This window comes from Vibrio clamense, from assembly GCF_050337905.1.
GTDB lineage: Bacteria > Pseudomonadota > Gammaproteobacteria > Enterobacterales > Vibrionaceae > Vibrio > Vibrio cortegadensis.
The window spans coordinates 213,293-236,125 of record NZ_JAKJTJ010000024.1 but is presented as its reverse complement, the minus strand read 5'-3'; the positions used below and the strand labels follow the sequence as shown (position 1 = coordinate 236,125).

General features: G+C 43.1%; 20 protein-coding genes. 6 read left to right on the top strand and 14 right to left on the bottom strand.

Going from position 1 to position 22,833, the window contains the following annotated elements; genetic code table 11:
• Nucleotides 1-38 precede the first annotated feature (38 nt).
• Nucleotides 39-1,187, top strand: a complete 1,149-nt coding sequence (locus L4C39_RS13295) for a Na/Pi symporter (protein ID WP_216599552.1) — start codon at nt 39-41, stop codon at nt 1,185-1,187.
• 122 nt (nt 1,188-1,309) lie between these two features.
• Here the strand turns inward: L4C39_RS13295 and L4C39_RS13290 are convergent, their stop codons facing one another.
• The 5 genes from L4C39_RS13290 to rppH are packed head-to-tail and all read right to left on the bottom strand — an operon-like array spanning nt 1,310 to nt 6,579.
• Entirely contained in the window at nt 1,310-2,161 is an 852-nt protein-coding gene (locus L4C39_RS13290; protein WP_429746330.1) for a thymidylate synthase, read from the bottom strand.
• A 20-nt stretch (nt 2,162-2,181) separates the two neighbouring features.
• Nucleotides 2,182-2,985, bottom strand: a complete 804-nt coding sequence (gene lgt / locus L4C39_RS13285) for a prolipoprotein diacylglyceryl transferase (protein WP_429746328.1) — start codon at nt 2,983-2,985, stop codon at nt 2,182-2,184.
• A 26-nt stretch (nt 2,986-3,011) separates the two neighbouring features.
• The gene (locus tag L4C39_RS13280; RefSeq protein WP_429746326.1) at nt 3,012-3,803 is read right to left on the bottom strand and encodes a sulfite exporter TauE/SafE family protein; all 792 of its coding nucleotides are present in this window, start codon (nt 3,801-3,803) and stop codon (nt 3,012-3,014) included.
• Between the two features lie 8 nt (nt 3,804-3,811).
• A complete protein-coding gene (gene ptsP, locus L4C39_RS13275) occupies nt 3,812-6,058 on the bottom strand; it encodes a phosphoenolpyruvate--protein phosphotransferase (protein WP_113799366.1) in 2,247 nt (748 codons plus the stop codon).
• A 2-nt stretch (nt 6,059-6,060) separates the two neighbouring features.
• Nucleotides 6,061-6,579, bottom strand: coding sequence for an RNA pyrophosphohydrolase (gene rppH, locus L4C39_RS13270; RefSeq protein ID WP_017053681.1), 519 nt, complete (start codon nt 6,577-6,579; stop codon nt 6,061-6,063).
• 624 nt (nt 6,580-7,203) lie between these two features.
• On the opposite strand from rppH, the gene mutH reads away from it, so the two are divergent.
• Nucleotides 7,204-7,872, top strand: coding sequence for a DNA mismatch repair endonuclease MutH (gene mutH, locus L4C39_RS13265; RefSeq protein WP_429746324.1), 669 nt, complete (start codon nt 7,204-7,206; stop codon nt 7,870-7,872).
• Between the two features lie 5 nt (nt 7,873-7,877).
• Here the strand turns inward: mutH and L4C39_RS13260 are convergent, their stop codons facing one another.
• Nucleotides 7,878-8,189, bottom strand: a complete 312-nt coding sequence (locus L4C39_RS13260) for a DUF6482 family protein (RefSeq protein WP_017053683.1) — start codon at nt 8,187-8,189, stop codon at nt 7,878-7,880.
• A 194-nt stretch (nt 8,190-8,383) separates the two neighbouring features.
• On the opposite strand from L4C39_RS13260, the gene L4C39_RS13255 reads away from it, so the two are divergent.
• Nucleotides 8,384-9,418, top strand: a complete 1,035-nt coding sequence (locus tag L4C39_RS13255; RefSeq protein ID WP_017053684.1) for an NADP(H)-dependent aldo-keto reductase — start codon at nt 8,384-8,386, stop codon at nt 9,416-9,418.
• Between the two features lie 45 nt (nt 9,419-9,463).
• Here L4C39_RS13255 and L4C39_RS13250 read toward each other — a convergent pair whose 3' ends face one another.
• The 7 genes from L4C39_RS13250 to xerD form a co-directional block, all read right to left on the bottom strand.
• Nucleotides 9,464-9,715 (bottom strand): hypothetical protein, encoded by a 252-nt coding sequence (locus L4C39_RS13250; RefSeq protein WP_017053685.1) that lies wholly within the window; start codon nt 9,713-9,715, stop codon nt 9,464-9,466.
• A 524-nt stretch (nt 9,716-10,239) separates the two neighbouring features.
• Nucleotides 10,240-11,580 carry a cyclic-di-GMP-binding transcriptional regulator VpsR gene (gene vpsR / locus L4C39_RS13245; protein WP_429746321.1) on the bottom strand — a complete coding sequence of 447 codons (1,341 nt, stop codon included), beginning with the start codon at nt 11,578-11,580 and terminating at the stop codon, nt 10,240-10,242.
• A 336-nt stretch (nt 11,581-11,916) separates the two neighbouring features.
• Entirely contained in the window at nt 11,917-13,419 is a 1,503-nt protein-coding gene (gene lysS, locus L4C39_RS13240; protein ID WP_017051027.1) for a lysine--tRNA ligase, read from the bottom strand.
• A gap of 30 nt (nt 13,420-13,449) precedes the next feature.
• Nucleotides 13,450-14,548 (bottom strand): peptide chain release factor 2 gene (gene prfB / locus L4C39_RS13235; protein ID WP_113799374.1). Its coding sequence is split into 2 segments (ribosomal slippage): nt 13,450-14,472 and nt 14,474-14,548, totalling 1,098 coding nucleotides; the frame shifts between segments, so codons are not numbered across the junction.
• A gap of 135 nt (nt 14,549-14,683) precedes the next feature.
• Nucleotides 14,684-16,423 (bottom strand): single-stranded-DNA-specific exonuclease RecJ, encoded by a 1,740-nt coding sequence (gene recJ / locus L4C39_RS13230; protein ID WP_429746319.1) that lies wholly within the window; start codon nt 16,421-16,423, stop codon nt 14,684-14,686.
• Between the two features lie 108 nt (nt 16,424-16,531).
• Nucleotides 16,532-17,326, bottom strand: a complete 795-nt coding sequence (locus tag L4C39_RS13225; protein WP_261888525.1) for a thioredoxin fold domain-containing protein — start codon at nt 17,324-17,326, stop codon at nt 16,532-16,534.
• A gap of 26 nt (nt 17,327-17,352) precedes the next feature.
• Nucleotides 17,353-18,288, bottom strand: coding sequence for a site-specific tyrosine recombinase XerD (gene xerD, locus L4C39_RS13220; protein WP_113799380.1), 936 nt, complete (start codon nt 18,286-18,288; stop codon nt 17,353-17,355).
• A gap of 161 nt (nt 18,289-18,449) precedes the next feature.
• On the opposite strand from xerD, the gene fldB reads away from it, so the two are divergent.
• Nucleotides 18,450-18,968, top strand: coding sequence for a flavodoxin FldB (fldB, locus tag L4C39_RS13215; RefSeq protein WP_261888526.1), 519 nt, complete (start codon nt 18,450-18,452; stop codon nt 18,966-18,968).
• A gap of 70 nt (nt 18,969-19,038) precedes the next feature.
• Here fldB and brnQ read toward each other — a convergent pair whose 3' ends face one another.
• Nucleotides 19,039-20,352, bottom strand: coding sequence for a branched-chain amino acid transport system II carrier protein (gene brnQ, locus L4C39_RS13210; RefSeq protein ID WP_113799384.1), 1,314 nt, complete (start codon nt 20,350-20,352; stop codon nt 19,039-19,041).
• A 319-nt stretch (nt 20,353-20,671) separates the two neighbouring features.
• On the opposite strand from brnQ, the gene L4C39_RS13205 reads away from it, so the two are divergent.
• Nucleotides 20,672-21,391 carry a tRNA1(Val) (adenine(37)-N6)-methyltransferase gene (locus L4C39_RS13205; RefSeq protein ID WP_429746316.1) on the top strand — a complete coding sequence of 240 codons (720 nt, stop codon included), beginning with the start codon at nt 20,672-20,674 and terminating at the stop codon, nt 21,389-21,391.
• A gap of 117 nt (nt 21,392-21,508) precedes the next feature.
• Nucleotides 21,509-22,744: an ATP-dependent RNA helicase SrmB gene (gene srmB / locus L4C39_RS13200; protein ID WP_113799637.1), complete on the top strand. Its 1,236-nt coding sequence runs from the start codon at nt 21,509-21,511 to the stop codon at nt 22,742-22,744.
• Nucleotides 22,745-22,833 lie beyond the last annotated feature (89 nt).

Here is a 22,833-nt window from a genome sequence, read left to right as displayed (position 1 = left end):
CGACCAAACCTACTTTAAATGGTCAAACGGAGATAACTATGATTAACCAAGCAACTGCTGCTGCAGCGCCGATTTCAAGCACGACTCGTTGGCTACGCTGGGCTAACTTGGCGTTCATGCTATACCTACTTTTACTTGCTGTTTCTATGGTTGGAAGCGGCTTCAAATTAGCAACAGGTGAACAGGCAAAAGTTCTATTTGAATTTGCTTCACACCCTGTAGCCGGTTTAATGATTGGCTTAGTTGCGACAGCTTTAATTCAATCTTCAAGTACCGTCACATCGATTATTGTTGGCCTTGTGGCTGGTGGCTTGCCTGTTGAAACCGCCATTCCTATGATCATGGGTGCAAACATTGGTACAACAGTCACCAATACATTAGTGAGCCTAGGCCACGTTCGATGTAATCAAGAGTTCAAACGAGCTTTTGCTAGTGCCACTATCCATGACTTCTTTAATTTACTCGCAGTCGCTATTTTCTTACCGTTAGAGATGGCGTTTGGCATTCTAGAAAAGATTTCACACTGGTTAGTTTCACCAATGCTAGCAACCGGTGATATGAGCATTAAAGGCTTAAACTTTATAAAGCCAATCACTAAACCTGTTGTCAGCGCGCTTAAAGAGCCTCTATCAACCTTTGGGGATGTCGCTGGCGGTATTGCGCTTATTGTTCTCGGTATTGCGACCATCTTCGTTGCTATCACCGTCATGGGTAAGTTGATGAAGAGCCTAATGGTTGGTCGTGCTCGTGAGATTCTAAAGAACGCGATTGGTCGTGGACCGATTCATGGCATTGTCTCAGGATCTATCGTTACGGTACTCGTACAATCGTCTTCAACAACGACAAGCTTGATGGTGCCACTGGTTGGTACTGGCGTGCTTAAAGTTCGCGATGTGTACCCATTTACCCTTGGAGCAAACATTGGTACGTGTATTACAGCCCTATTAGCTGCAACGGCTGTATCTGGTGAGTTTGCCGTGTTCGCACTACAGATTGCTTTGGTTCACTTAGCCTTTAACATTCTGGCGACGGTATTTATCTTCGGTATTCCGTTCCTTCGTGAACTGCCTGTTAAGTGTGCTGACTTTATTTCAGACATGGCAGTTAAGAATAGAGGTATTGTGGCCGCTTACTTAGTCAGCGTGTTTATCATCATGCCAGGTACAATCCTCGCATTAACGGTTTAATTTCTCAGCTTAGTTCGCTATGAGCTTCGTTAACTATGAATAATAAAAAAGCCCCAACACCGAAAGGTATTGGGGCTTTTTAGTATTAGATTCGTTTACGGCAATATGAGTTTACAGTGACATCACACCGAGAATGGGTATTTGATACCTTCATGAGACTCATAACCTTCAACCTCAAAGTCATCTAAAGTCACCCATGTTTCTAGATCTTCTAACGATTGGATCTTCGGGTTAATTTTAAATCGAGGAACCGATAAAGGTTCACGCTTCAGCTGAATATCACGCATTGGTGCAAGTTGGTCTTCATAAATATGTGCATTGACAATCTTATGATATGCCACACCCGCTTTCTTACCGGTTATCTGCGCCATGATGGCAAGAAATGCATAAACTTGAACCATATTAAAATTAAGCCCTAGAGGGACATCACACGAGCGTTGAGTACTATTTAAGTACAGAGTATCACCCAGTAGAGAAAAGTGATGGCTGTACATACACGGACGCAAGCAACCCATATGAAATTCACCAGGGTTGTAGAAGTTCAAGATCTCACCGCGATCATCCACCCCTTTGGTTAGGTCATCAACAATCTTACGTAGCTGATCAACCGTGCCACCATCAGGTTTCGCCCAAGCACGACCTTGAACGCCATACACGCGTCCCATGTCATCTTCCCCTTTACGGAAAGGACTCTTGAGCCATACTTCATTTAAGTTCGAGTTTGCATCCCACGTTTTCGTGCCCAGCTTACGAAAATCTTCAGCGTTATCGTAGCCTCGAATGTAACCAAGTAACTCAGCGACTGCGGCTTTCCAGAAGCTCTTACGCGTGGTAACAAGTGGGAATTGATTATGCCCAACGTCATAGGTCAAATCAGCATTGATCACGGTTAAACAGCGCTTACCCGTTCGCTCATTTTCAATCCAAGTACCTTGGTCAACAATGCGCTGACATAAATCTAAATACTGTTTCACTGTCTATCCTTTGCTAACTGTTAGCGTGTTACTTTGTTATTTATTTTATAGGCCCAAGCAATAAGCAGAGCCCCTAGCAATACCATAGGAAGAGAAAGAATCTGTCCCATTGAGATAAAGCCACCAAATAATCCTAAATGAGCATCAGGTTGGCGAACGTATTCTACAAGGAAACGGAAGGTGCCGTAACCCATCAAGAATAAACCAGCCACCGATCCAGCAGGGCGCGGTTTACGAATGAACCAATTGAGAATAAAGAAGAGAACAACCCCTTCTAGCGCAAACTCATACAGTTGAGAAGGATGACGAGGCAGAGGGCCGCCATTTGGGAAAATAATCGCCCATGGCACATCAGTCACACGTCCCCATAATTCACTGTTCATGAAATTACCCAAACGGCCCATCCCTAAACCAAATGGAACTAATGGTGCGACAAAGTCTGCAACCGCAAAGAAGGTACGTTGGTTTCTACGCGCATACCAAAACATCGCGGTAATGACACCAAGCAGGCCGCCATGGAATGACATGCCACCCGTCCATACTTTAAATAGGTAGAGAGGGTCTTGCAAAAACAGATCAAAGTTATAGAACAGTACATAGCCTACTCGGCCGCCAATCACGACACCAAGAAAGCCAGCAAAAAGTAGGTCAGAGACTTCTTCGCGCGTCCAACCACTTCCCTGTTTATCCGCTCGGCGGTTAGCAAGCCACATAGCGAACATGAAGCCGACCAAATACATAAGCCCATACCAGCGTATAGAGATTGGTCCTAATTCAAGTAAAACAGGATCAATATTGGGGAATTCGATAAATCCCTGAGACATAAGAAAGTTCTCTTTTTAAAGTGAGTCTACAGCAGCATTGTGCCAGCGATAAAAATTAAAAATACAGCAAAAATCTTTTTCAACACAGGAGTTGGCAGTCGAGTGGCTAAATTTGCACCGACTCTAGTGGTTAACATAGAGGTAGAAGTGATCGCGATTAATGCGGGAAGATACACATAACCCACGCTATACGCGGGTAAACTTTCAACTGCTGAACCATGCAAGATAAAACCAAGCATGCCAGAAATGGCAATCACACAACCACACACAGATGAGGAGCCTACCGCTTTACGCATCTCAACGCCATGACGATTTAGAAACGGAACAGACAGCGAGCCACCACCAATTCCCGCCAACGATGACACGACACCAATTCCTGCTCCACAGCACATAGTGATGATTGAACTCGGCATGGCTCGTTGAATCGTCGTTTTAATCGACAATAACATTTGGATTGATAACAGAAGCACAATCACCCCAAAGACTTTTGGCAAATATTGGGCGGGGATCAATTCGGCAATATTCGAACCGACAAACCCACCAACAATCACGCCAGGCATCAACCATTTAACAACAAACATATCGACATTGCCGATCCTAAGGTGGTTTAACGCTGAGGATCCAGATGTAACAATGATACTGGCCAACGACGTAGCTAATGCAATTTGCATAATGATATCAGGCTGAATATTCGCCATAGGTAAGAGAAAGAGCAGCGCGGGAACGACGATTAGGCCTCCCCCAATACCAAGCAAGCCAGCCATCACACCTACCACTGCACCTAGCGCAAGCAGCAAGCTTAATAATTCGTAATTCAAAGTGGTTCCTATTTTTTACCCGCTCGGATGAAGCCAGCAAAACCTTTACGTTCAAAATATTCCAGCATCATAGTATAAATCGATTCACCATACGGCTGCATCAAGGCTGTGTCAGCAAGTACCTTAAGTTCTTGAGCATCAGAATGACGCAACAAATATTTAATTCGAGCCACATTAGAGGTATTCATACTCAAGGTTCGATAACCAAGCCCAAGCAGTAGCAATGAGCCCATAGGATCACCCGCTAACTCACCACAAATACATACAGGCAACGAATGACGCTCACAGGTATCATAAATATGCTTAAGAGCCATGATGACAGCAGGATGCATGGATTCATAGACATCAGAAACCCGTGAATTGTTTCGATCAACCGCCAATAAATATTGTGTTAAGTCATTGGTACCCACCGACACAAAATCCACTTTATCAGCAATCAAAGGCAACAAATAAAGCATTGAAGGGACTTCAATCATGATCCCAATCAGGGGTTTTCGGATAGAAGCATCTTGCAGGTTGACCTCATTAAATGCTTGTTCAATCAACTGTAATGCATCATCCAGCTCTTGAGTACTCGAAATCATCGGCAATAAAATGCTCAGGTTATGATGCTGAGTGCTCGCGCGTAACATCGCTCGCAGTTGAATAACAAAAATATCAGGATGATCTAAGGTAAAACGAATTCCACGCCAGCCTAAGAATGGGTTGTCCTCTTCGATCGGTAAATAGGGAAGCGCTTTATCACCGCCAACATCCAGTGTACGCATCACAACTCGCTTGTCAGGGTAGGCATTTAAAACCGAGCGATACTGCTGAATTTGTTCTTCTTCTGAGGGGAATCGGTGCTGAAGTAAAAATGAAATTTCTGTTCGATAAAGCCCAACACCATCGACCCCTTTATTGATCGCGATGTTACTATCAGCACTTAAACCCGCATTGAGAAGTATCTCTACCGATTCACCATCTGAGGTGTGAGCATCGTGGAAAAGCTCCGCCTCAACCATGGTTGAAAGCTCACTCTCTTCGTGAACTAACTCTTGGTATTCTGCTAATAGCTGCCTATTCGGCTCAATGAAAATCTCGCCACTATAGCCATCAACAATCCCCTGCTTATGATTAATCGCTTTAGGATTAAGATTAACCCCCATAACGGCAGGGATCCCAAGCGCTCTAGATAATATGGCCGCATGAGAATTCGCCGCCCCTTCAATAGAAACAACCGCGAGTAATTTATCTTTGGGGATGGACGCTAAAATGGATGCCGTTAACTCTCGGACAACCAATATGACTGGCTCATCAAGCTTCTGCTGTTCTTGCTCTCGACTGTGGAGGAAATAGAGTAGTCGCTGCCCTAGTTCGCGAACATCTTGTGCACGCTCCCGAAGATAGACATCAGACATACGAGCAAAGCGGTTGGAATAAGTCTCCACAACCTGCCTCAATGCCCAATCCGCTCTGTCACCTTTCTGGATTTGAGCTTTAAGATCCGTCCGCAGCATAGGATCGTTCAGTAAGTGCGTGAAAAGATCAAAAATGGCTAGCGCATCTTTGTTTATTTCACTGTCTAACTTTTTACGCAGGCGACGAAAATCCGTTAATGCACTCTCAATCGCGAGTAGCAACCACTCTTGTTCGCGCGCAATATCCAGTGTCGAGGCAGGGTAAACGTCGGCCAGCTCAGGCTGAGTGTTATCCCACCAAAAACGGCCAATCGCGACACCTGATGACGCGCCAATACCTTGGGTCGCTTGCTGTTTATGACTCAGCAGCCAGTGGCCTTGAGTTTGAGCATGTGCAATGATCACCGCTACTTGAGCAGAAAGAGTGACTAAAAAAGACTCTTCCATCTCACTAAAAAGACGCGGCTGTTTTTGTTGTACAACCAAAACCCCAAGTACTTGCTTACGGTATATGATGGGTGTACCAAGAAAGGAGTGATAAATATCTTCCCCAAGTTCCGGGAAGAATTTGAAATTAGGATGGGAAGCCACGTCGGTAAGGTTAAGCGGCTCTGCACATCGCTTAACTAATCCAACAAGCCCTTCATCGTAACCGATATGAATTTTATTGCCTTTAAAAGTCAGCCCTTGAGTTGCCATCAACTCAAGACGCTGCATTTCATCATTTGCAAGATAAACGGTACAACACTCAGACTGCATAGCACTGCATGTCTCTTTTACCAAAAGCTCCAATGCCACATAGACATCTTCGACTCTCGATACGTGTTCAACTATGTCCCTTAGCTGAGTGAGCATGTTTATCCTCTACGCTGTTTTCGCTTTGCCTTAATCTTTCGCTCTTTAAAAGGCATAGCTAAAGACGCAAACTCTTTCATTGCACGACGGTAAACATCACGCTTAAAAGAGACAACTTGCCTAACTGGATACCAATAACTGACCCAGCGCCAACCATCAAATTCAGGGGTGCTTCCACGATTCATATCAATATGTGATTCATCACAATCTAATCGTAGAAGAAACCATTTCTGTTTTTGTCCAATACAGACAGGTTTAGAATCCCAGCGGACAAGACGTTTTGGTAGTTTATAACGTAACCAATGACGGCTTGTTGCTACAATTTTTACATCCTTTTGAGTAAGACCAACCTCTTCGTATAACTCACGGTACATTGCTTGTTCCGGAGTTTCTCCATCGTCAATTCCACCTTGAGGGAATTGCCACGAGTGTTGTCCGTATCGTTTAGCCCAGAAGACCTGACCATGGTTGTTACATATTACAATCCCGACATTTAAGCGGTAACCATCGCCATCTATCACTGGCCAACCTCTAGTTAAATTTCTAATTACTCTGATTTTTCCACATATCCCCAATAGGAGCAAACTTACTGATGTGATTAAACCGATATTTATTGCTATCCATTGAAAATTGGATAACTTTTAAACAAATTTAAGTTATCAACACAGGAGTGAGACATAGCCCACATTTATTCACCTTTTCTGTGAATAAGTATGTGCAGAATTAGATTCAAACTGAAAAACACGTTTACTGTTTGAGCATTGTAAAATAATAGGTTTTAAGTAAATTTAAATTTAGTTATTAATTAACAATAACTTGTAGCCTTCCAAGTAAGGTAACATTCAAAAGATAATGCATTGATCTTTTCATTTTTAAAATTGATTAAAGATCAACCAAGTTGAACTTTATCCACACAGTAAAAGCGATAAACCAGTTACGGTGTTTTTTATCAAGTAAAATTATGCCTTACAACCCCTGTTTATTGATCCAGAAAAAAGCCCAAAATAACTTTTTAATATCGTCCTGTGGATAACCTATGAATTGATCGTATTTTACCCAGCATGATCATTTATACCGCGCTCAAGATTGCTTCTCTCTCAGGTAATGAATTTGATATAATTATTTTTTTACTTGATACCGATAATATGAAACCTGAACCACAATCTGAATCTGAGCTTCTTCAACGAGCGCAAGCCATTGCTGGGATTAGCTTTCAAGAACTTGCTGATGAAGCAGAGATGGCCGTTCCACCCGATCTGAAGCGTGACAAAGGTTGGGTTGGGCAGTTGCTAGAGTGGCATTTAGGAGCGTTAGCGGGCAGTAAACCCCAGCAAGATTTCGTTGATCTTGGAATTGAACTAAAAAGCATCCCAATAAGCTACTCCGGAAAACCTTTAGAAACGACCTTTGTTTGCGTCGCGCCCCTTATTGGTGTTCATGGGCTTCGTTGGGAAAACAGTCATGTTCGAAATAAGCTTTCTCGCGTGCTTTGGATCCCGGTGGAAGGTGAACGAGAAATCCCACTAAACCAAAGGCATGTCGGCTCACCTTTGATCTGGTCACCTTCTCAAGAAGAAGAGCGCCAACTAAAAACAGACTGGGAAGAGTTAATGGAGCTGATTGTATTAGGAAATGTAGAGCAAATCACCGCTAGGCATGGCGAAGTATTGCAACTGAGGCCCAAAGCTGCAAACAGCAAAGCGCTCACCGAAGCTTATGGAGCCAGTGGTAAATTGATAAAGACATTACCGAGAGGATTTTATCTTCGTAAAGAGTTTACTTCCCAAATACTGGAACAATACTTTATTAATTAGATCCATTAGTGCGTATTTAAAGACAGTTCTATATCGCAGTAGAGTGCGCCATCATCGCAGCCACATTCATCATAAGCATTATGTAAGCGTAAGTAGGCTTTTTCTACCCCCAAACGAGTCAACTCCTCTTTTACTAATTCAAGAGATTTAAAGTGCATTAGCTCATTATCTTTCTTGATTGGCTCAAGTTTGTGTTTGTACTCAACTGCCAATAAGTACTGTGAAATGTCCGCACAACCAATGACATAAACCTTTGGTGGCTTATATGTATCTTTATGACGTCCATGTATCCATAAATCCAATTGATGTTCCTGCATAACTCACCTCCACTTAGATATTAAAGTCTAGTTGAAGCTCACAAGAATGCTAAAGTTCTCAATTCAATCACCAATATTCAATTCCAATGCAGTATATTGAGATTTCATCATTCTCATTAAAACGAATATTTTAGTGTCTGTACTCGCTCCACTTCAGCACCAATGTTCGACAAACCAACTGGCAAGGACGTCATATGCAATATACTCAACTGCCCCACTCTAGTTTAGAAATTAGTAAAATTTGCTTGGGCACAATGACATTTGGTGAGCAAAATTCTCAACAGCAAGCATTCGACCAAATTGATTATGCATTAGAGCGTGGTGTTAATTTTATTGATACTGCGGAAATGTACCCTGTTCCTCCAAAGAAAGAGACTCAAGGCTTAACTGAAACTTACATTGGCAACTGGTTGAAAAGCAGTGGTAAACGAGAAAAAATCGTATTAGCAACGAAAGTAGCAGGACCGCGTAATGTGCCCTACATTCGCGACAATATGAGCTTAAACCGTCGTCATATTCACACGGCGATTGATGACAGTTTGAAACGACTTCAAACAGATTATGTTGACCTCTACCAATTACATTGGCCTCAAAGAGAAACCAACTGCTTCGGTCAGCTAAATTACCAATATTCTGACCAGCAAGAAGAAGTCACGCTGATCGAAACACTCGAAGCACTCAACGACCTTGTGCAAGCTGGCAAGGTTCGGTACATCGGCGTTTCCAATGAAACACCATGGGGTGTCATGTCTTTACTTAAATTGGCAGAAAAGCATAATCTACCAAGAATTGTCTCAATCCAGAATCCGTACAATCTTTTAAATCGAAGCTTTGAAGTTGGCCTTTCTGAAATCAGTCATCACGAAGAGGTCAAGCTACTTGCCTACTCTCCACTGGCATTCGGCTGTTTAAGTGGAAAATATCTGAACGGCGCTCGTCCAGTTGATGCTCGTTGTAGCCTATTTGAACGCTTTGTTCGCTACTTTACCCCACAGGGAATAAAGGCGACTCAAGCCTATGTTGATATCGCCAATAAGCATGGATTAGATCCGGCGAAAATGGCATTGGCCTTTGTCAATCAACGCCCTTTTGTCGCTTCGAATATCATTGGTGCGACGAATTTAGAGCAGCTAAAAAGTAATATAGACAGTTTAGATGTAACGTTAAGTACGGAGTTGCTTCAAGAGCTACAAGAGGTTGGAACCACTTACTCCAACCCTTGTCCGTAGGAAGGTTTCGGGGCTAAACGAAACTCATTGCTTAGCCCCTATCGATTACGTTGTAATTCTAGAACTTAAGACTCGTCGTAGGTGACGAACTCGACGCTCAGCAGTCACGGCTTCAGGTTCAGATAACCCCAGTGGACGACCATCAATATCCAAACCAACATCACGCAATAAAAACGCATTGTCCCAAGGAATAGCGTGAACGGAACGACGAACTTTAGCTCTCCAAACTCTCTCTTCACGACGAAGATCAGCACGAACAAGTACAGTTGCAAGTTGTAGATATAGTGAATGACGCATAATAATTCTCCAGTAGATTGAATACACTGGGAAAAATGGCGTAAAAATTGGCTGTATAGGAAGGGTAGATAAGTTTGTATCCTATTTAAGCTGCCATTTTTCCGCAGCCTTTAAGGATACGGATTAATTAGTTATCAATGATTATGGTTTGATCGTCACACTTACCTGAAGTGCTGGCGTGAGCCATATTCAAAGTAGTGGGGTTATGATCAAAAGACGCACAGAATAACTGAACAAAATCGAAATATTTCATGATGCGCCTCCAAGTAACTAATTAATCCAAAAGTGTGCGTGACTATTCAAGTCACGGTTAAATTGTAAGCAATCTTGAGTATTCTTCAACCCTATTGCGATTAAATAATATAAAACAATTCAATCAACTAGATAATCATCAAGCTAAGCATTTGGAATAACATATTCACCTAAAGAATAATAAAATCACACTAAAAATGACCAGATATAAAAAAGCCACCTCTTGCTGGGCGGCTTTATAAATTGAAACTTAAGCTAAAATATTCAGTTATTTAGACGATGCCTTCACTTTCTGTGATTAAATTATGCTTGTTCAATAGGCGATACATCGTCGCTCGTGACACCCCTAGCTCTTTGGCCGCATGGGAAACATGCCCAGAATGAGACTCTAAAACAAGACGCAGCGCATCGCGTTCTGAACGCTCACGAATACTTTTCAAACTCCGCTTACTATCATTTCGCTTTGAGAGTTCAAGTTGAGTTTCGTCAAGCATAACGGTATCCGACATCAGCACCACACGCTTGATCTGGTTCATTAGCTCACGAACATTTCCCGACCAATGGTATCGAGTCAGCTCTTTAAGCGCTTCTTCAGAAAAACTTCTAACTTGAGCATTAAACTCTTTCGAGTACTCCTGTAAAAAGTGTTTAGCCAAAATAGTAATATCACCGGTTCGTTCTTTAAGGCTTGGGACATTAATCCTCAACACATTAATGTAATGATACAGCTCTTCACTAAAATCCCCTTCCATCAGTGCTTTTTCTACATCTGAAGAGTTGGCCGATAAAATTCGCACATCGACTTCTTTTAAGCCACCTTTCGTCTCAATCGTTCCCTCTTTAAGAAAATGCAGCAAATTTAGCTGTTGGCATTTTGGCATATGAAGAATGTCATTCAAAAGAACGGTGCCGCCATCCGCTTGCTCTAATAAAGAGAGCTTATCACTATCGTTTTGATCAATACCAAACAGTTCACTCTCCATTCGCCCTTCAGAAAGTGCTCGGCAGTTAATGGTAAGAAATGGTTTCTTTGCTCGGGATGAGGTGTTGTGAATCGCTCTCGCTACCGTCTCTTTTCCCGTACCGTTTTCGCCATAGATCAAAATACTGACGTCGGTCGGGCCGATACGCTTCACTTGATCGCGTAGGCGCTTCATTGGGATCGATTCTCCTATCAGTCCCATGTCATTTTTTGAGCCATAGTTTGGCCACACTTTTTTCTCTAACTTTAACATTCCCAACTGGTGACCAATGGTATTCAGCAATTGAGCATCAGGAATTGGGGCCGTAAAAAAGTCGATACAAAAGTTAACGATAAACTGACAAATAGTATCTGAGCTAAGTTGTGACTCTCGGATAAATGCAATCCATCGAACCTGTTTATGAGTGCTAACTAAATTAGCCATCCCATTTAAACTAAATTCATCGTGACTAAGATCGACAATGCCAATACATGGGCCAGTCTCACTAAACAAAGCATCGGCTTTACGTAAATCTGCGCACTGAGTGCAACGCCAACCAACCTGTTCTAATACGGTTAACCAAGGTTCGTATGTCCCACCAACTACGACGAGAGAACCAGGGACAGAATCCATTCGGAATTGAGTTCCCATTAGTTTCTTCCTTATTATTTATAATATTATTTATAATAAATATGCCATCTATATGATGTATATATATTGAGACTATCTTCTTAGATTTGATGTCTCAATACTAAGACTAGTTTGGAAATAGTGGATTCTCTACCTAATCATTAGGCTGGATTCACAGAAGAATGCATAACAGAATGTACTCACCTGCATGTTTACAGCCAAGTTCACATAATGTGTGAGTTATTGCTGTAAATTGGAGCGGTTGAAATGTACTAAACATTTGTAAATAGGTATAAAAAAACCACCCGAAGGTGGCTTTTTTTAATTAGATGGGCTGTCACATCCCATAAGCGAGTATTACGCTTGTGGACGCATTGCCGGGAACAAGATCACGTCACGGATTGTGTGCGTGTTTGTAAATAGCATTGCTAGGCGATCGATACCAATACCTTGACCAGCAGTTGGCGGTAGACCGTGCTCTAGTGCAGTAATGTAGTCTGCATCGTAGTACATCGCTTCGTCATCACCTGCATCTTTAGCGTTAACTTGCGCTTTAAAACGCTCGTCTTGGTCTTGTGCATCGTTAAGCTCAGAGAAACCATTCGCAACTTCACGGCCACCGATGAAGAATTCAAAGCGGTCTGTGAAGAATGGGTTGCTATCGCTACGACGAGCCAATGGAGAAATATCCGCTGGGTAGCCAGTGATGAACGTTGGTTGAATTAGCTGAGGCTCAGCCGTTTCACCAAAGATCTCTTCAAGAAGCTGACCACATGTCCAGAATTTCTCAACGTACAGACCCACTTCTTCTGCAATTTTAACCATCAATTCTCTGTTCTGAAGATCATCTTCAGTCAGAGCTTGAATGTTTGCATTTTCAGGTGTGTAGTGTTTGATTGCATCGAACATGCTCATGCGAGCGTAAGTGCCACCGAACTCAACCGTTTCGTCGCCGTAAGGCATAGAAGTCGAACCAAGAACGTCCATCGCTGCTGTGCTTAGCATCTCTTCAGTTAGATCCATTAGATCTTTGTAGTCAGAGTACGCTTGGTAGAATTCCATCATTGTGAATTCTGGGTTGTGACGTGGAGAAAGACCTTCGTTACGGAAGTTACGGTTGATCTCGAATACACGGTCAAAACCACCAACCACTAGACGCTTAAGGTAAAGCTCAGGTGCAACACGTAGGTACATGTCGATGTCTAGTGCGTTGTGATGAGTGATGAATGGACGTGCAGTTGCACCGCCTGGGATCACGTGCATCATTGGCGTTTCAACTTCTAGGTAGCCTTTTGAGCTCATGAAGTTACGGATTGAAGACACAAGCTTAGAACGCACGATGAATGTGTTACGAGAATCTTCGTTCACGATCAGATCAACGTAACGCTGACGGTAACGCATCTCTTGGTCAGTAAGACCGTGGAACTTCTCTGGCAGAGGACGAAGTGCTTTGGTTAGCAATTCAAACTCTTCCATGTTCACGTAAAGATCGCCTTTACCTGACTTATGAAGCGCACCTTTAACACCGATGATGTCACCGATGTCTAGGCCTTGGTACTTCTCTTTCAGTACTTTTTGAACATCTTTTGCTGCGTATGCTTGGATACGGCCAGATGTTTCTTGAATCGCTAGGAATGGACCACGCTTAGCCATTACACGACCAGCAATTGCCACAATGTGGTTCAGCTCTTCTAGCTCTTCTTTTGTCTTTTCACCGAATTCAGCTTGAAGATCACCTGCAAGGTTCTCGCGGCGGAAATCATTTGGGTGGCCATTCGCTTTACAGTTTTGGCGGATATGATCCAGTTTGCCACGGCGCTCTGCAATCAATTTGTTTTCGTCTTGTAGTTGCTCAGTCATTGCTTAACCTTTTGCTTTCAGTCGGTTCGCTTACAGGCCTGATTTCAGGCTGGCTTCGATAAATTTGTCTAAATCTCCGTCGAGAACCGCTTGAGTATTGCGGTTTTCTACGCCGGTACGTAAATCTTTAATGCGTGAATCGTCGAGTACATAAGAACGAATTTGGCTGCCCCAACCAATGTCAGATTTTGCATCTTCGTTGGCTTGTTTTTCCGCATTCTGTTTTTGTAGCTCGTATTCAAATAGTTTCGCACGAAGCTGTTTCATTGCTTGATCTTTGTTCTTATGCTGAGAACGATCGTTTTGGCACTGAACAACCAGGTTAGTCGGAAGGTGGGTAATACGTACCGCAGATTCCGTCGTATTGACGTGCTGACCACCAGCGCCTGACGCACGATATACATCGATACGTAAGTCAGATGGATTAATATCAATTGCGATGTTGTCATCAATCTCAGGATAGATAAATGCAGATGCAAATGAAGTATGGCGACGGCCACTTGAATCAAATGGTGACTTACGAACCAAACGGTGTACACCCGTTTCAGTGCGTAACCAACCGTAAGCGTACTCACCAGAGATACGTACTGTTGCACCTTTTAGCCCTGCGACTTCACCGTCAGAGACTTCGATCACTTCAACTTTGAACCCTTTCGACTCTGCCCAACGCAAATACATGCGCAGCAATATTGAAGTCCAATCTTGCGCTTCTGTACCACCAGAGCCAGATTGTAAGTCGATATAGCAATCAGAAGCGTCATGATCTCCAGAGAACATACGGCGAAATTCGAGTTTTTCCAGTTTCGCTTCTAGTTCAGCAAGCTCTGGCTCAATTTCATCAAACGTTTCTTGATCTTCTTCTTCAACAGCAAGTTCAAGTAGACCTTCAACGTCTTCAACGCCTAAATCTAATTGATCGATAGTTTCAACAACCGCTTCAAGTGCTGCACGTTCTTTACCTAACGCTTGTGCGCGCTCAGGTTCGTTCCATACATCGGGCTGTTCTAGTTCTGCATTTACCTCTTCTAGACGCTCTTTTCTAGCGTCATAGTCAAAGGTACCCCCTCAGGATATTTGTGCGTTCAGACACATCCTGTAGACGGTTTTTAATTGGATTGATTTCAAACATGTTTTCTCATCATTTATGAGTAGAAATTAACCGAGGAATTCTACTCAAAAATGTGACGAAGATACAGAATTTTTTGTGCTAAAGGGCTTGAAATAAAAAGTGAAAAATTATGCATAAATCCACTTTTTACTCTTCCTATTTCGCTTCGAGGTGATCCACTAACAATTGAAGAGATTGATTACCGCGGAACTCGTTAATATCAAGTTTATATGCAAGTCGAATCGTTTTTGCGGATGCATCAGGCCAACGGCGTAAATCGACATTAAAAGCGATACCGTCAATCATGACGTTAGTTGGCAGCCCTTTGTATAACGGCTCTAACATCAATTTCAAATGCTTTTCCCCCACCAGCTTTTGGTGCAACACTTTAAACTCGCCATCAAAAATTGGGTCAGGGAACGCTTGCCCCCAAGGGCCACCAGAACGAATGGTTTGAGCAGTATGCATAGAAAACTCTTCTGGCTTTAATTCACCATCGGATAAGATCACCCCTTTTAAGGTCGACTCACCTAACTCTTGACGAACTGAGTCATCAAACAATTGGCTAAATCGCTCAAAGTCTTTCTCCATAATGGTTAAGCCAGCCGCCATCGCATGACCACCAAATTTTAAAATCAAGCCGGGATTTTGCGTATCGATTCGATCAAGAGCATCGCGCATATGAAGACCTTGAATCGAACGGCATGAACCTTTAATCATCCCTTCTCCGCCGTCAGCAAAAGCGATAACAGGACGATGAAATTTGTCTTTCACTCGTGACGCTAAAATACCGATAACACCTTGATGCCAATCACGTTGAAATAGAGCAAGACCATAAGGTAGTTCAACCCCTTCACCAAACTGAAGTCGCTCACAAAAAGCCATTGCTTCTTGCTTCATGCCCTCTTCGATCTCTTTGCGCGTCTGGTTAAGACCATCTAACTCACTGGCCATTCGACGAGCGGCATGGATGTTATTACTCATTAAGAGCTCAACCCCAAAAGACATGTCATCTAATCGGCCTGCGGCGTTAATTCTTGGCCCTAATGCGAAGCCGAAATCAGAGGCAACTAATCTTTTTGCGTCACGCTTAGCGATTTCAATTAATGCTTGAATACCAGGGCGAGCTTTACCTGCACGAATGCGTTGCAAGCCTTGATGAACTAAAATTCGATTATTCTCATCCAATGGAACCACATCGGCAACAGTCCCTAGCGCCACCAAGTCAATCAACTCCATTAGTTTTGGTTCTGACATGCCTTGTTGTGTAAACCAACCTAGTTTTCGCATGTGGACACACAGAGCCATCATCAAATAAAACGCGACACCTACCCCGGCAAGTGCTTTTGATGGAAACTCACAGCTCTCAAGATTTGGGTTCACCATTGCATCAACCGCAGGTAGTTCATGTCCAGGTAAGTGGTGATCCGTGACCAGAACCGTTAACCCCTGCTCTTTGGCATAACGCACCCCGTCAATTGAAGAGACACCGTTATCTACCGTCATGATCATTTGCGCACCAAGCTCAATGGCTTGATCGACCACTTCAGGACTTAATCCATAACCATCTTCAAAACGGTTTGGAACCAAATAGTCGACGTTATTACTGCCTAACATTCTTAAAGCGAGAACGGACAGCGCAGAACTGGTTGCCCCATCGGCATCAAAATCACCCACAATAATAATGCGTTTTTGAGTGCTAATGGCCTCAAACAAAAGCTCAACTGCTTTATTAATGCCACCTAACTTCTGAAAAGAGTGAAGTCCTTTTGCCGCCGTTTGAAGCTGATCTAAATGAGTAATGCCACGGTTGATGTAAATTCGCTTCAACAGATCCGGCATAGATCCGGAAAGCAAAGTGACATCAGCATCTGGACGACGTTGGATTTCAATCATGAATGTGGTTCTCTCTCGACGAGTAAATCTAAAATAAGAAATTTGCCTTTAAGACAATCGAGGCCTGGTATTCACCAAGCCTCATTATGAAAGCGTTTAAAGCCGGTGTTATTTAATCTGTTCTAAGCGTTGTAATAATTTTGCAGGAGGAAGGTAGCCGCCAACCAATTCGCCATTTGGCAAGAAAATAGCGGGAGTACCACTGATACCCAACTCACGACCTAAATTGTAGTGCGCTGAAATCGTCTGTTGGCATTGAGCTAAATCATTCACGCCCGCGCCAAACTTACGGTTTACTTTTGCATCGTGCATCGCAGATTGTGGATCCGCAGCACACCAAACGCCCGCCATTTGCGTCGCTACTTGACCTGTTGGGCCTTGACGAGGGTACGCCATGTAGCGCACCGTAATGCCTAGCTTATTATAGCCGTCCATTTGACTGTGTAATTTCACACAGTACCCACAAGTAATATCGGTAAAGACCGTTACTACATATTTTTCATTTTTAGATTTGTATTCAATTGAACTGTCTTTAAAGGACGCAATTTTTTCAGCATTGAGTGGAGCTTGTCGCTCAGCAACCACATCCACATAGTTACCCTCTTCATCCAGTGAGTATAGAGTACCCGCTAAAAAATGGTCTCCATTTGGAGAAGCAAAGATAACACCACCGCTCGTTTGAACTTCCACTAAACCATTAATATCCGCAGGTGCAACATTCAAAACCTGAACACCTATTTTAGAAAATCTCGCGGTCAGTTCGGCTTTATCAAACGCTGTCATTGTCACTTGTTGAGAATCAACTTTCGCCGTCGAAGCTTCAGCCGTTGTGCCATCTGCACCATTACAAGCTGCAACAAAAAATGGCAGTGTTAAAAGAGTTAGTCGGCGTAATACGCTCATGAAAATCACCTTAAAAAATAGTCGAGTTAAGCCCTTGGATGGTGCTCGTGATGAATCTGTTTTAGTCTTTCTGTCGCGACATGAGTATAAATTTGCGTGGTCGATAAGTCACTATGTCCTAGTAACATCTGAACCACTCTTAGATCTGCACCATAGTTTAGTAAATGTGTAGCGAATGCATGGCGCAATACGTGAGGAGATAACAACTCAGTATCAATTTCAGCAATCAGTGCATAATGCTTTATTCGATGCCAAAATGTTTGTCGCGTCATTTGCCTTGCTCGTCGGCTAGGGAAAACCACGTCTGACGTTTTTTCTCCTAATAGCAATGGACGCCCCTGCTCGATGAAGGTTTCAATCCAATCAACGGCATTTTCCCCCATAGGAACCAAACGTTCTTTGCCCCCTTTACCTATCACTCTTACTACGCCTTGGCGCAAACTGATGTTTTCCATGGTCAGGCTAACAAGTTCAGTCACACGTAAACCTGTCGCGTACAAGAGTTCGAGCATCGCTTTGTCTCGAAGTTCAATCGGATCGTTAGGATCGGGCGCATTCAGCAAATCATCAACTTGCTCTTCGCTTAAATCTTTCGGTAAACGCTGAGGCAATTTAGGGCTAACAAGCAGTGCACTTGGATCATCCGCTCGATGCTTTTCTCTATGTAAGTACTGAAAAAGACGCCGAATCGCCGACTGCATTCTAGCTCGTGATGTCTGTTTGTAATCTTGATCAACCAACCAAGCTTGATACTCTTGTAAACCCGATAGACTGATGAAACCTAAACGATAGTTGTGCTCACTCATCCACTTAATTAACTTCGATAAATCGGTGCGATATGAAGAAAGGGTGTTTTCAGATAAACCTCGCTCCATCCACATGGTATCTAAGAACTGTTCAACTATCCCTAAATCACCACTCTGATTTTGAAGCTTATCTTCATTGTTATTATTCGAAGTCATCTAGATTTTTTACTACCGTAAATCCTTTGTCATTATCGCCTCAGATTAAGGCAGAGCTTCGGTAATTACTATAAAAAAGAGAACTAGAGCGGATATTCACTGCAATCATCCGCAAAATATGGGTAGAATTCGCCATCACTTCTCAAAACCAACGATGCGCTATGAAAATTGGACTGTTCTACGGCTCAACCACTTGCTACACCGAAATGGCTGCCGAAAAAATTCGGGCAATTATCGGGGAAGATCTCGTCGATATTTTTAATGTCAAAGATTGTGATATTTCCCAAATGAGCAATTATGATCTCTTAATCTTAGGCATCTCGACTTGGGATTTTGGCGAAATTCAAGAAGATTGGAGCGCGATCTGGCAAGAGGTTGGTGGCGTTCCACTGAAAGATAAATGCGTCGCTCTCTTTGGTTTGGGCGATCAAGAAGGGTATGGTGAATGGTACCTTGATGCGATGGGTCTACTTCATGATGAACTCAAAAGTAGCGGCGCACAGTTTATTGGTTACTGGCCAAATGAAGGCTATGAATTTGAAGCATCAAAAGCTCTCACAGAAGACAACTCTCACTTCGTTGGTCTAGCGTTAGATGAAGATTCTCAATATGAGCTAAGCGATCAACGAATTGAAGATTGGTGTGAACAAATTTTAGTTGAGTTCCACGACTCTCTATAAATAACTACGCCAAATAAAAAAGGGGTTGATGCTTAACACATCAACCCCTTTTTTAGTATTCAGAATGACGTTATGCCACTTCTTCTACTAACTCTTCTTGCTGAGATTTACCTACAAAGAACATGCAAACCATCGCGGTCACTGTTGGTAATAACCAACCCATACCGATGTCAAATAGAGGCAGCATATTTAGCGCAGAAACATCAACGCCAGCCACTTTAGCGCCATCAATCATAGCGAACATCAGAGATACTAAAATCACAACACGGTACGCCATTTGCGGGTTTGGTAGCTTCTTACGGATAAAGGTAAGTGCAACCAATGCAATCGCCACTGGGTACAGTGCAAACAGCACAGGTACAGAGAGTGAAATAAGCTGAGCTAGACCCACGTTTGCCACTATTGCACAAGCCACACCATTGATGATGACCCATTTTTTGTAAGACAGTGGCGTCAATGAGCTGAAGTAATCAGAACATGCTGAGATCAGGCCAATGGCTGTGGTTAAACACGCTAGCATTACGATGACAGACAGAACAATCTGGCCAGATGGTCCAAACAGAGCTTGAACGTATAGGCTAAGCACAACACCGCCGTTATCTACACCACTTGCTACTGCTGCACTTGTCGCGCCAAGGTAGAACAGTGAGATATAAACAAATGCTAAACCAGCAGCCGCAATACACGCTGCGCTGATCAGGTATTTAGTTACTGCAGCACGCTCTGTTACGCCTTTACTGCGCATGGCATCAACAATTAGCATACCAAACATCAATGAACCGAACGTATCCATTGTGTTGTAGCCTTCAAGGAAACCTTTCGTCAACGGCTGAGTCAGGTAATCCCCTTGAGCGGCAATCATCGCACCTTGAGGGTTTGTGAATACGGCAACAGCTAAAATAATAAGACCGACAAAAAGTGCAGGTGTTAATACTTTACCAATCACATCAATCAGTTTGCCCTGCGTCCAAGCGAAACCCATCGCGATAGCAAAGAAAATGATAGAGAAGATCGTTAAATCAATTTGAGCGGCATCGATAATGAATGGTTTAACTGCCATCTCGTAGGCAACAAGACCGGTACGAGGTGCTGCAAATGCAGGGCCGATAATGATAAAGATCAGAACCGCCATGATAGTCGCAGCTTGCTTTGGCAAGTCTTTAGTCAAATGGCCCCATGTGCCACCCGCAACAGCAATAGCAATAATGGTAACCAAAGGAAGACCTACCGCTGTTAATAAAAAGCCACTCATTGCAGGCAATAGGTTTTCACCCGCTAGCTGACCCGCTAGAGGTGGAAAGATAATGTTGCCAGCACCCAAGAAAAAAGCAAAAAGCATGAAGCCCAATGCAATTATATCTGTTAATTTTAAACTCTGTTTCACAGATAACCCTTATACTTATAATTTATTAAATGTTGTGTTTACTTTCGGAAATGAACCACTCAAAAATGCGAGGTAGCATCAAGAAAATAGAGCCGCATAATGACCAAACACTCATCAATCCGCAAGTCTCAAGAAAAAAACACCATATTAATTTACATATTCACCTCAAAAGCAGTGAATATCACTGGCTCTGAAAAAATATCCAGTATTATATTTGGATCATAAAAGACCTAAAACCGATAACAACCAGAACATTCAACCAAACATTTGTTTAACATTAGATGTAATTACTTAAATTAATCAAAGCGCCAGAATAAACATGAAAAGTAGCACGTTAAAAACTAAGAGCTTCAATTTTAAACAATTCTCAATCAATGGGGGGCAAAGTGGTATGCCCGTCAGTACCGATGGCGTTCTACTCGGTGCGTGGTTCGAGCCACATCAAGCACAAACAATATTGGATTTAGGGACAGGGACAGGATTACTCGCTCTCATGTGTGCTCAACGTTTTCCAAATGCCAAGCTCCAAGCTATCGATATTGATCAACATGCAATTCAAGCGGCAACACACAATTTCCAATCATCACTTTGGTCACAGCGCATTAAGGGTTTACTTGGGGATATTCTTACTCAAGATTTCAGTCACACATTTGATGCCATCATCTGTAACCCGCCTTACTTCAATAATGGCGAACAGTCACAACATACCCAGCGAGCCACTGCCCGTCATACCGACACCCTATCGCATCGCGATCTATTAGCACGCAGCCACGCACTACTTTCTGAACAAGGAAAAGCGAGTTTTATTCTGCCAAAAGTGGAAGGCCAAGCTTTCATTGATATGGCGAAAGAGATGGGCTGGTTTTTAAGTCGAATTTGTACCGTTAAGCCTTCAGAGCGAAAACCTGAACATCGGATCTTATTCGAATTAAGTAAACAACCGGAAGAAACGTCGGTGGAATGTTTAACGATTCACGGCGCAAACGGTTATAGCGATGACTTTATTGCGTTAACCAAAGATTTTTATCTCAAGATGTAGAAATATCATGTGATCCTAATCACTAATGCTTCTATAATGCCCGACTATTCTTTTTTATCCTCCATGCCGTAAATGAAATGGCTTGTGGAGAACATTATTGCTTGTGGAGAAACAACAGTGATCAGAACCTTTGCAGAACTCGATCTTGACCAAGATCTGCTAAAAGCAATCGACGAAATGGGCTACGAACGCCCAACACAAGTGCAAGCAGAAGCGATCCCACAAGCGTTAGATGGAAAAGACGTTTTAGCATCAGCCCCGACAGGCACAGGTAAAACTGCCTCTTTTGCTCTGCCCGCTTTGCAGTACTTACTCGATTTCCCACGTAAGAAAGGCGGCCCTGCGCGTGTCCTGATTCTTACTCCGACTCGTGAGCTTGCTATGCAGGTTGCCGATCAAGCTCGTGAAATGGCGAAATACACCAGTTTAAATGTCTTCACCATTACCGGTGGTGTCATGTACCAAGAGCATGCTGATATTCTTGGCACGACTCAAGATATCGTGGTTGCAACACCAGGCCGCTTAATGGAGTACATTGAAGCTGAGCGTTTTGATTGCCGTGCCATTGAATGGCTGATCTTAGATGAAGCTGACCGCATGCTTGATATGGGCTTTGCTCCGGTTGTTGACCGCCTTGCTGCTGAATGTCGCTGGCGTAAACAGACGTTGCTATTCTCAGCAACACTAGAAGGCAAAGGCGTTGAAGGCTTTACTGAAGATCTTCTTAAAAACCCTGCTGAAATCGATGCACAATCATCACTACGTGAACGTAAGAAGATCACTCAGTGGTATCACCGTGCCGATACGCCAGATCACAAACTTGCGCTACTGAAACACATCATCACAGAGCAAGCGGAACGCACTATCGTATTTTTGAAAACCCGCGATCGTTTGGCTGAACTCCGTTCTCAATTAGAAAGTGCCAAGATCCCATGTGTTTGGATCCAAGGTGAAATGCCACAAGATCGTCGTAACAGTGCTATGTCTCGTTTCCGTGATGGCAGCATCAACGTATTATTGGCAACCGATGTTGCCGCGCGTGGTATCGACCTTCCGGACGTAAGCCACGTTATCAACTACGATATGCCTCGTACTGCCGATGTCTACCTGCACCGTATTGGCCGTACCGCTCGTGCTGGTAAGAAAGGTAATGCGATTTCGATTCTTGAAGCCCATGACCAACCAATGATTGAACGTGTTGCTCGTTACACCAAAGAGAGCATTAAAGAGCGTTTCATTGAAGGCATGCGACCAACGCATAAAAAGCCGACTTTCAGTAAGAAAAAGAAAGTGAAAAAAGACGACAAAAAAGCCGTCGCTAAAAAGAAAAGCGCGAAGAAAAAGAAAAAGTAGTTCGATTTGAAAAGGTGAGGTTATCGATCTTGTGACACAAGCGTCTACCTCGTTGCTAAATTGAAAGAGACAAAAAGGCCGATCAATAA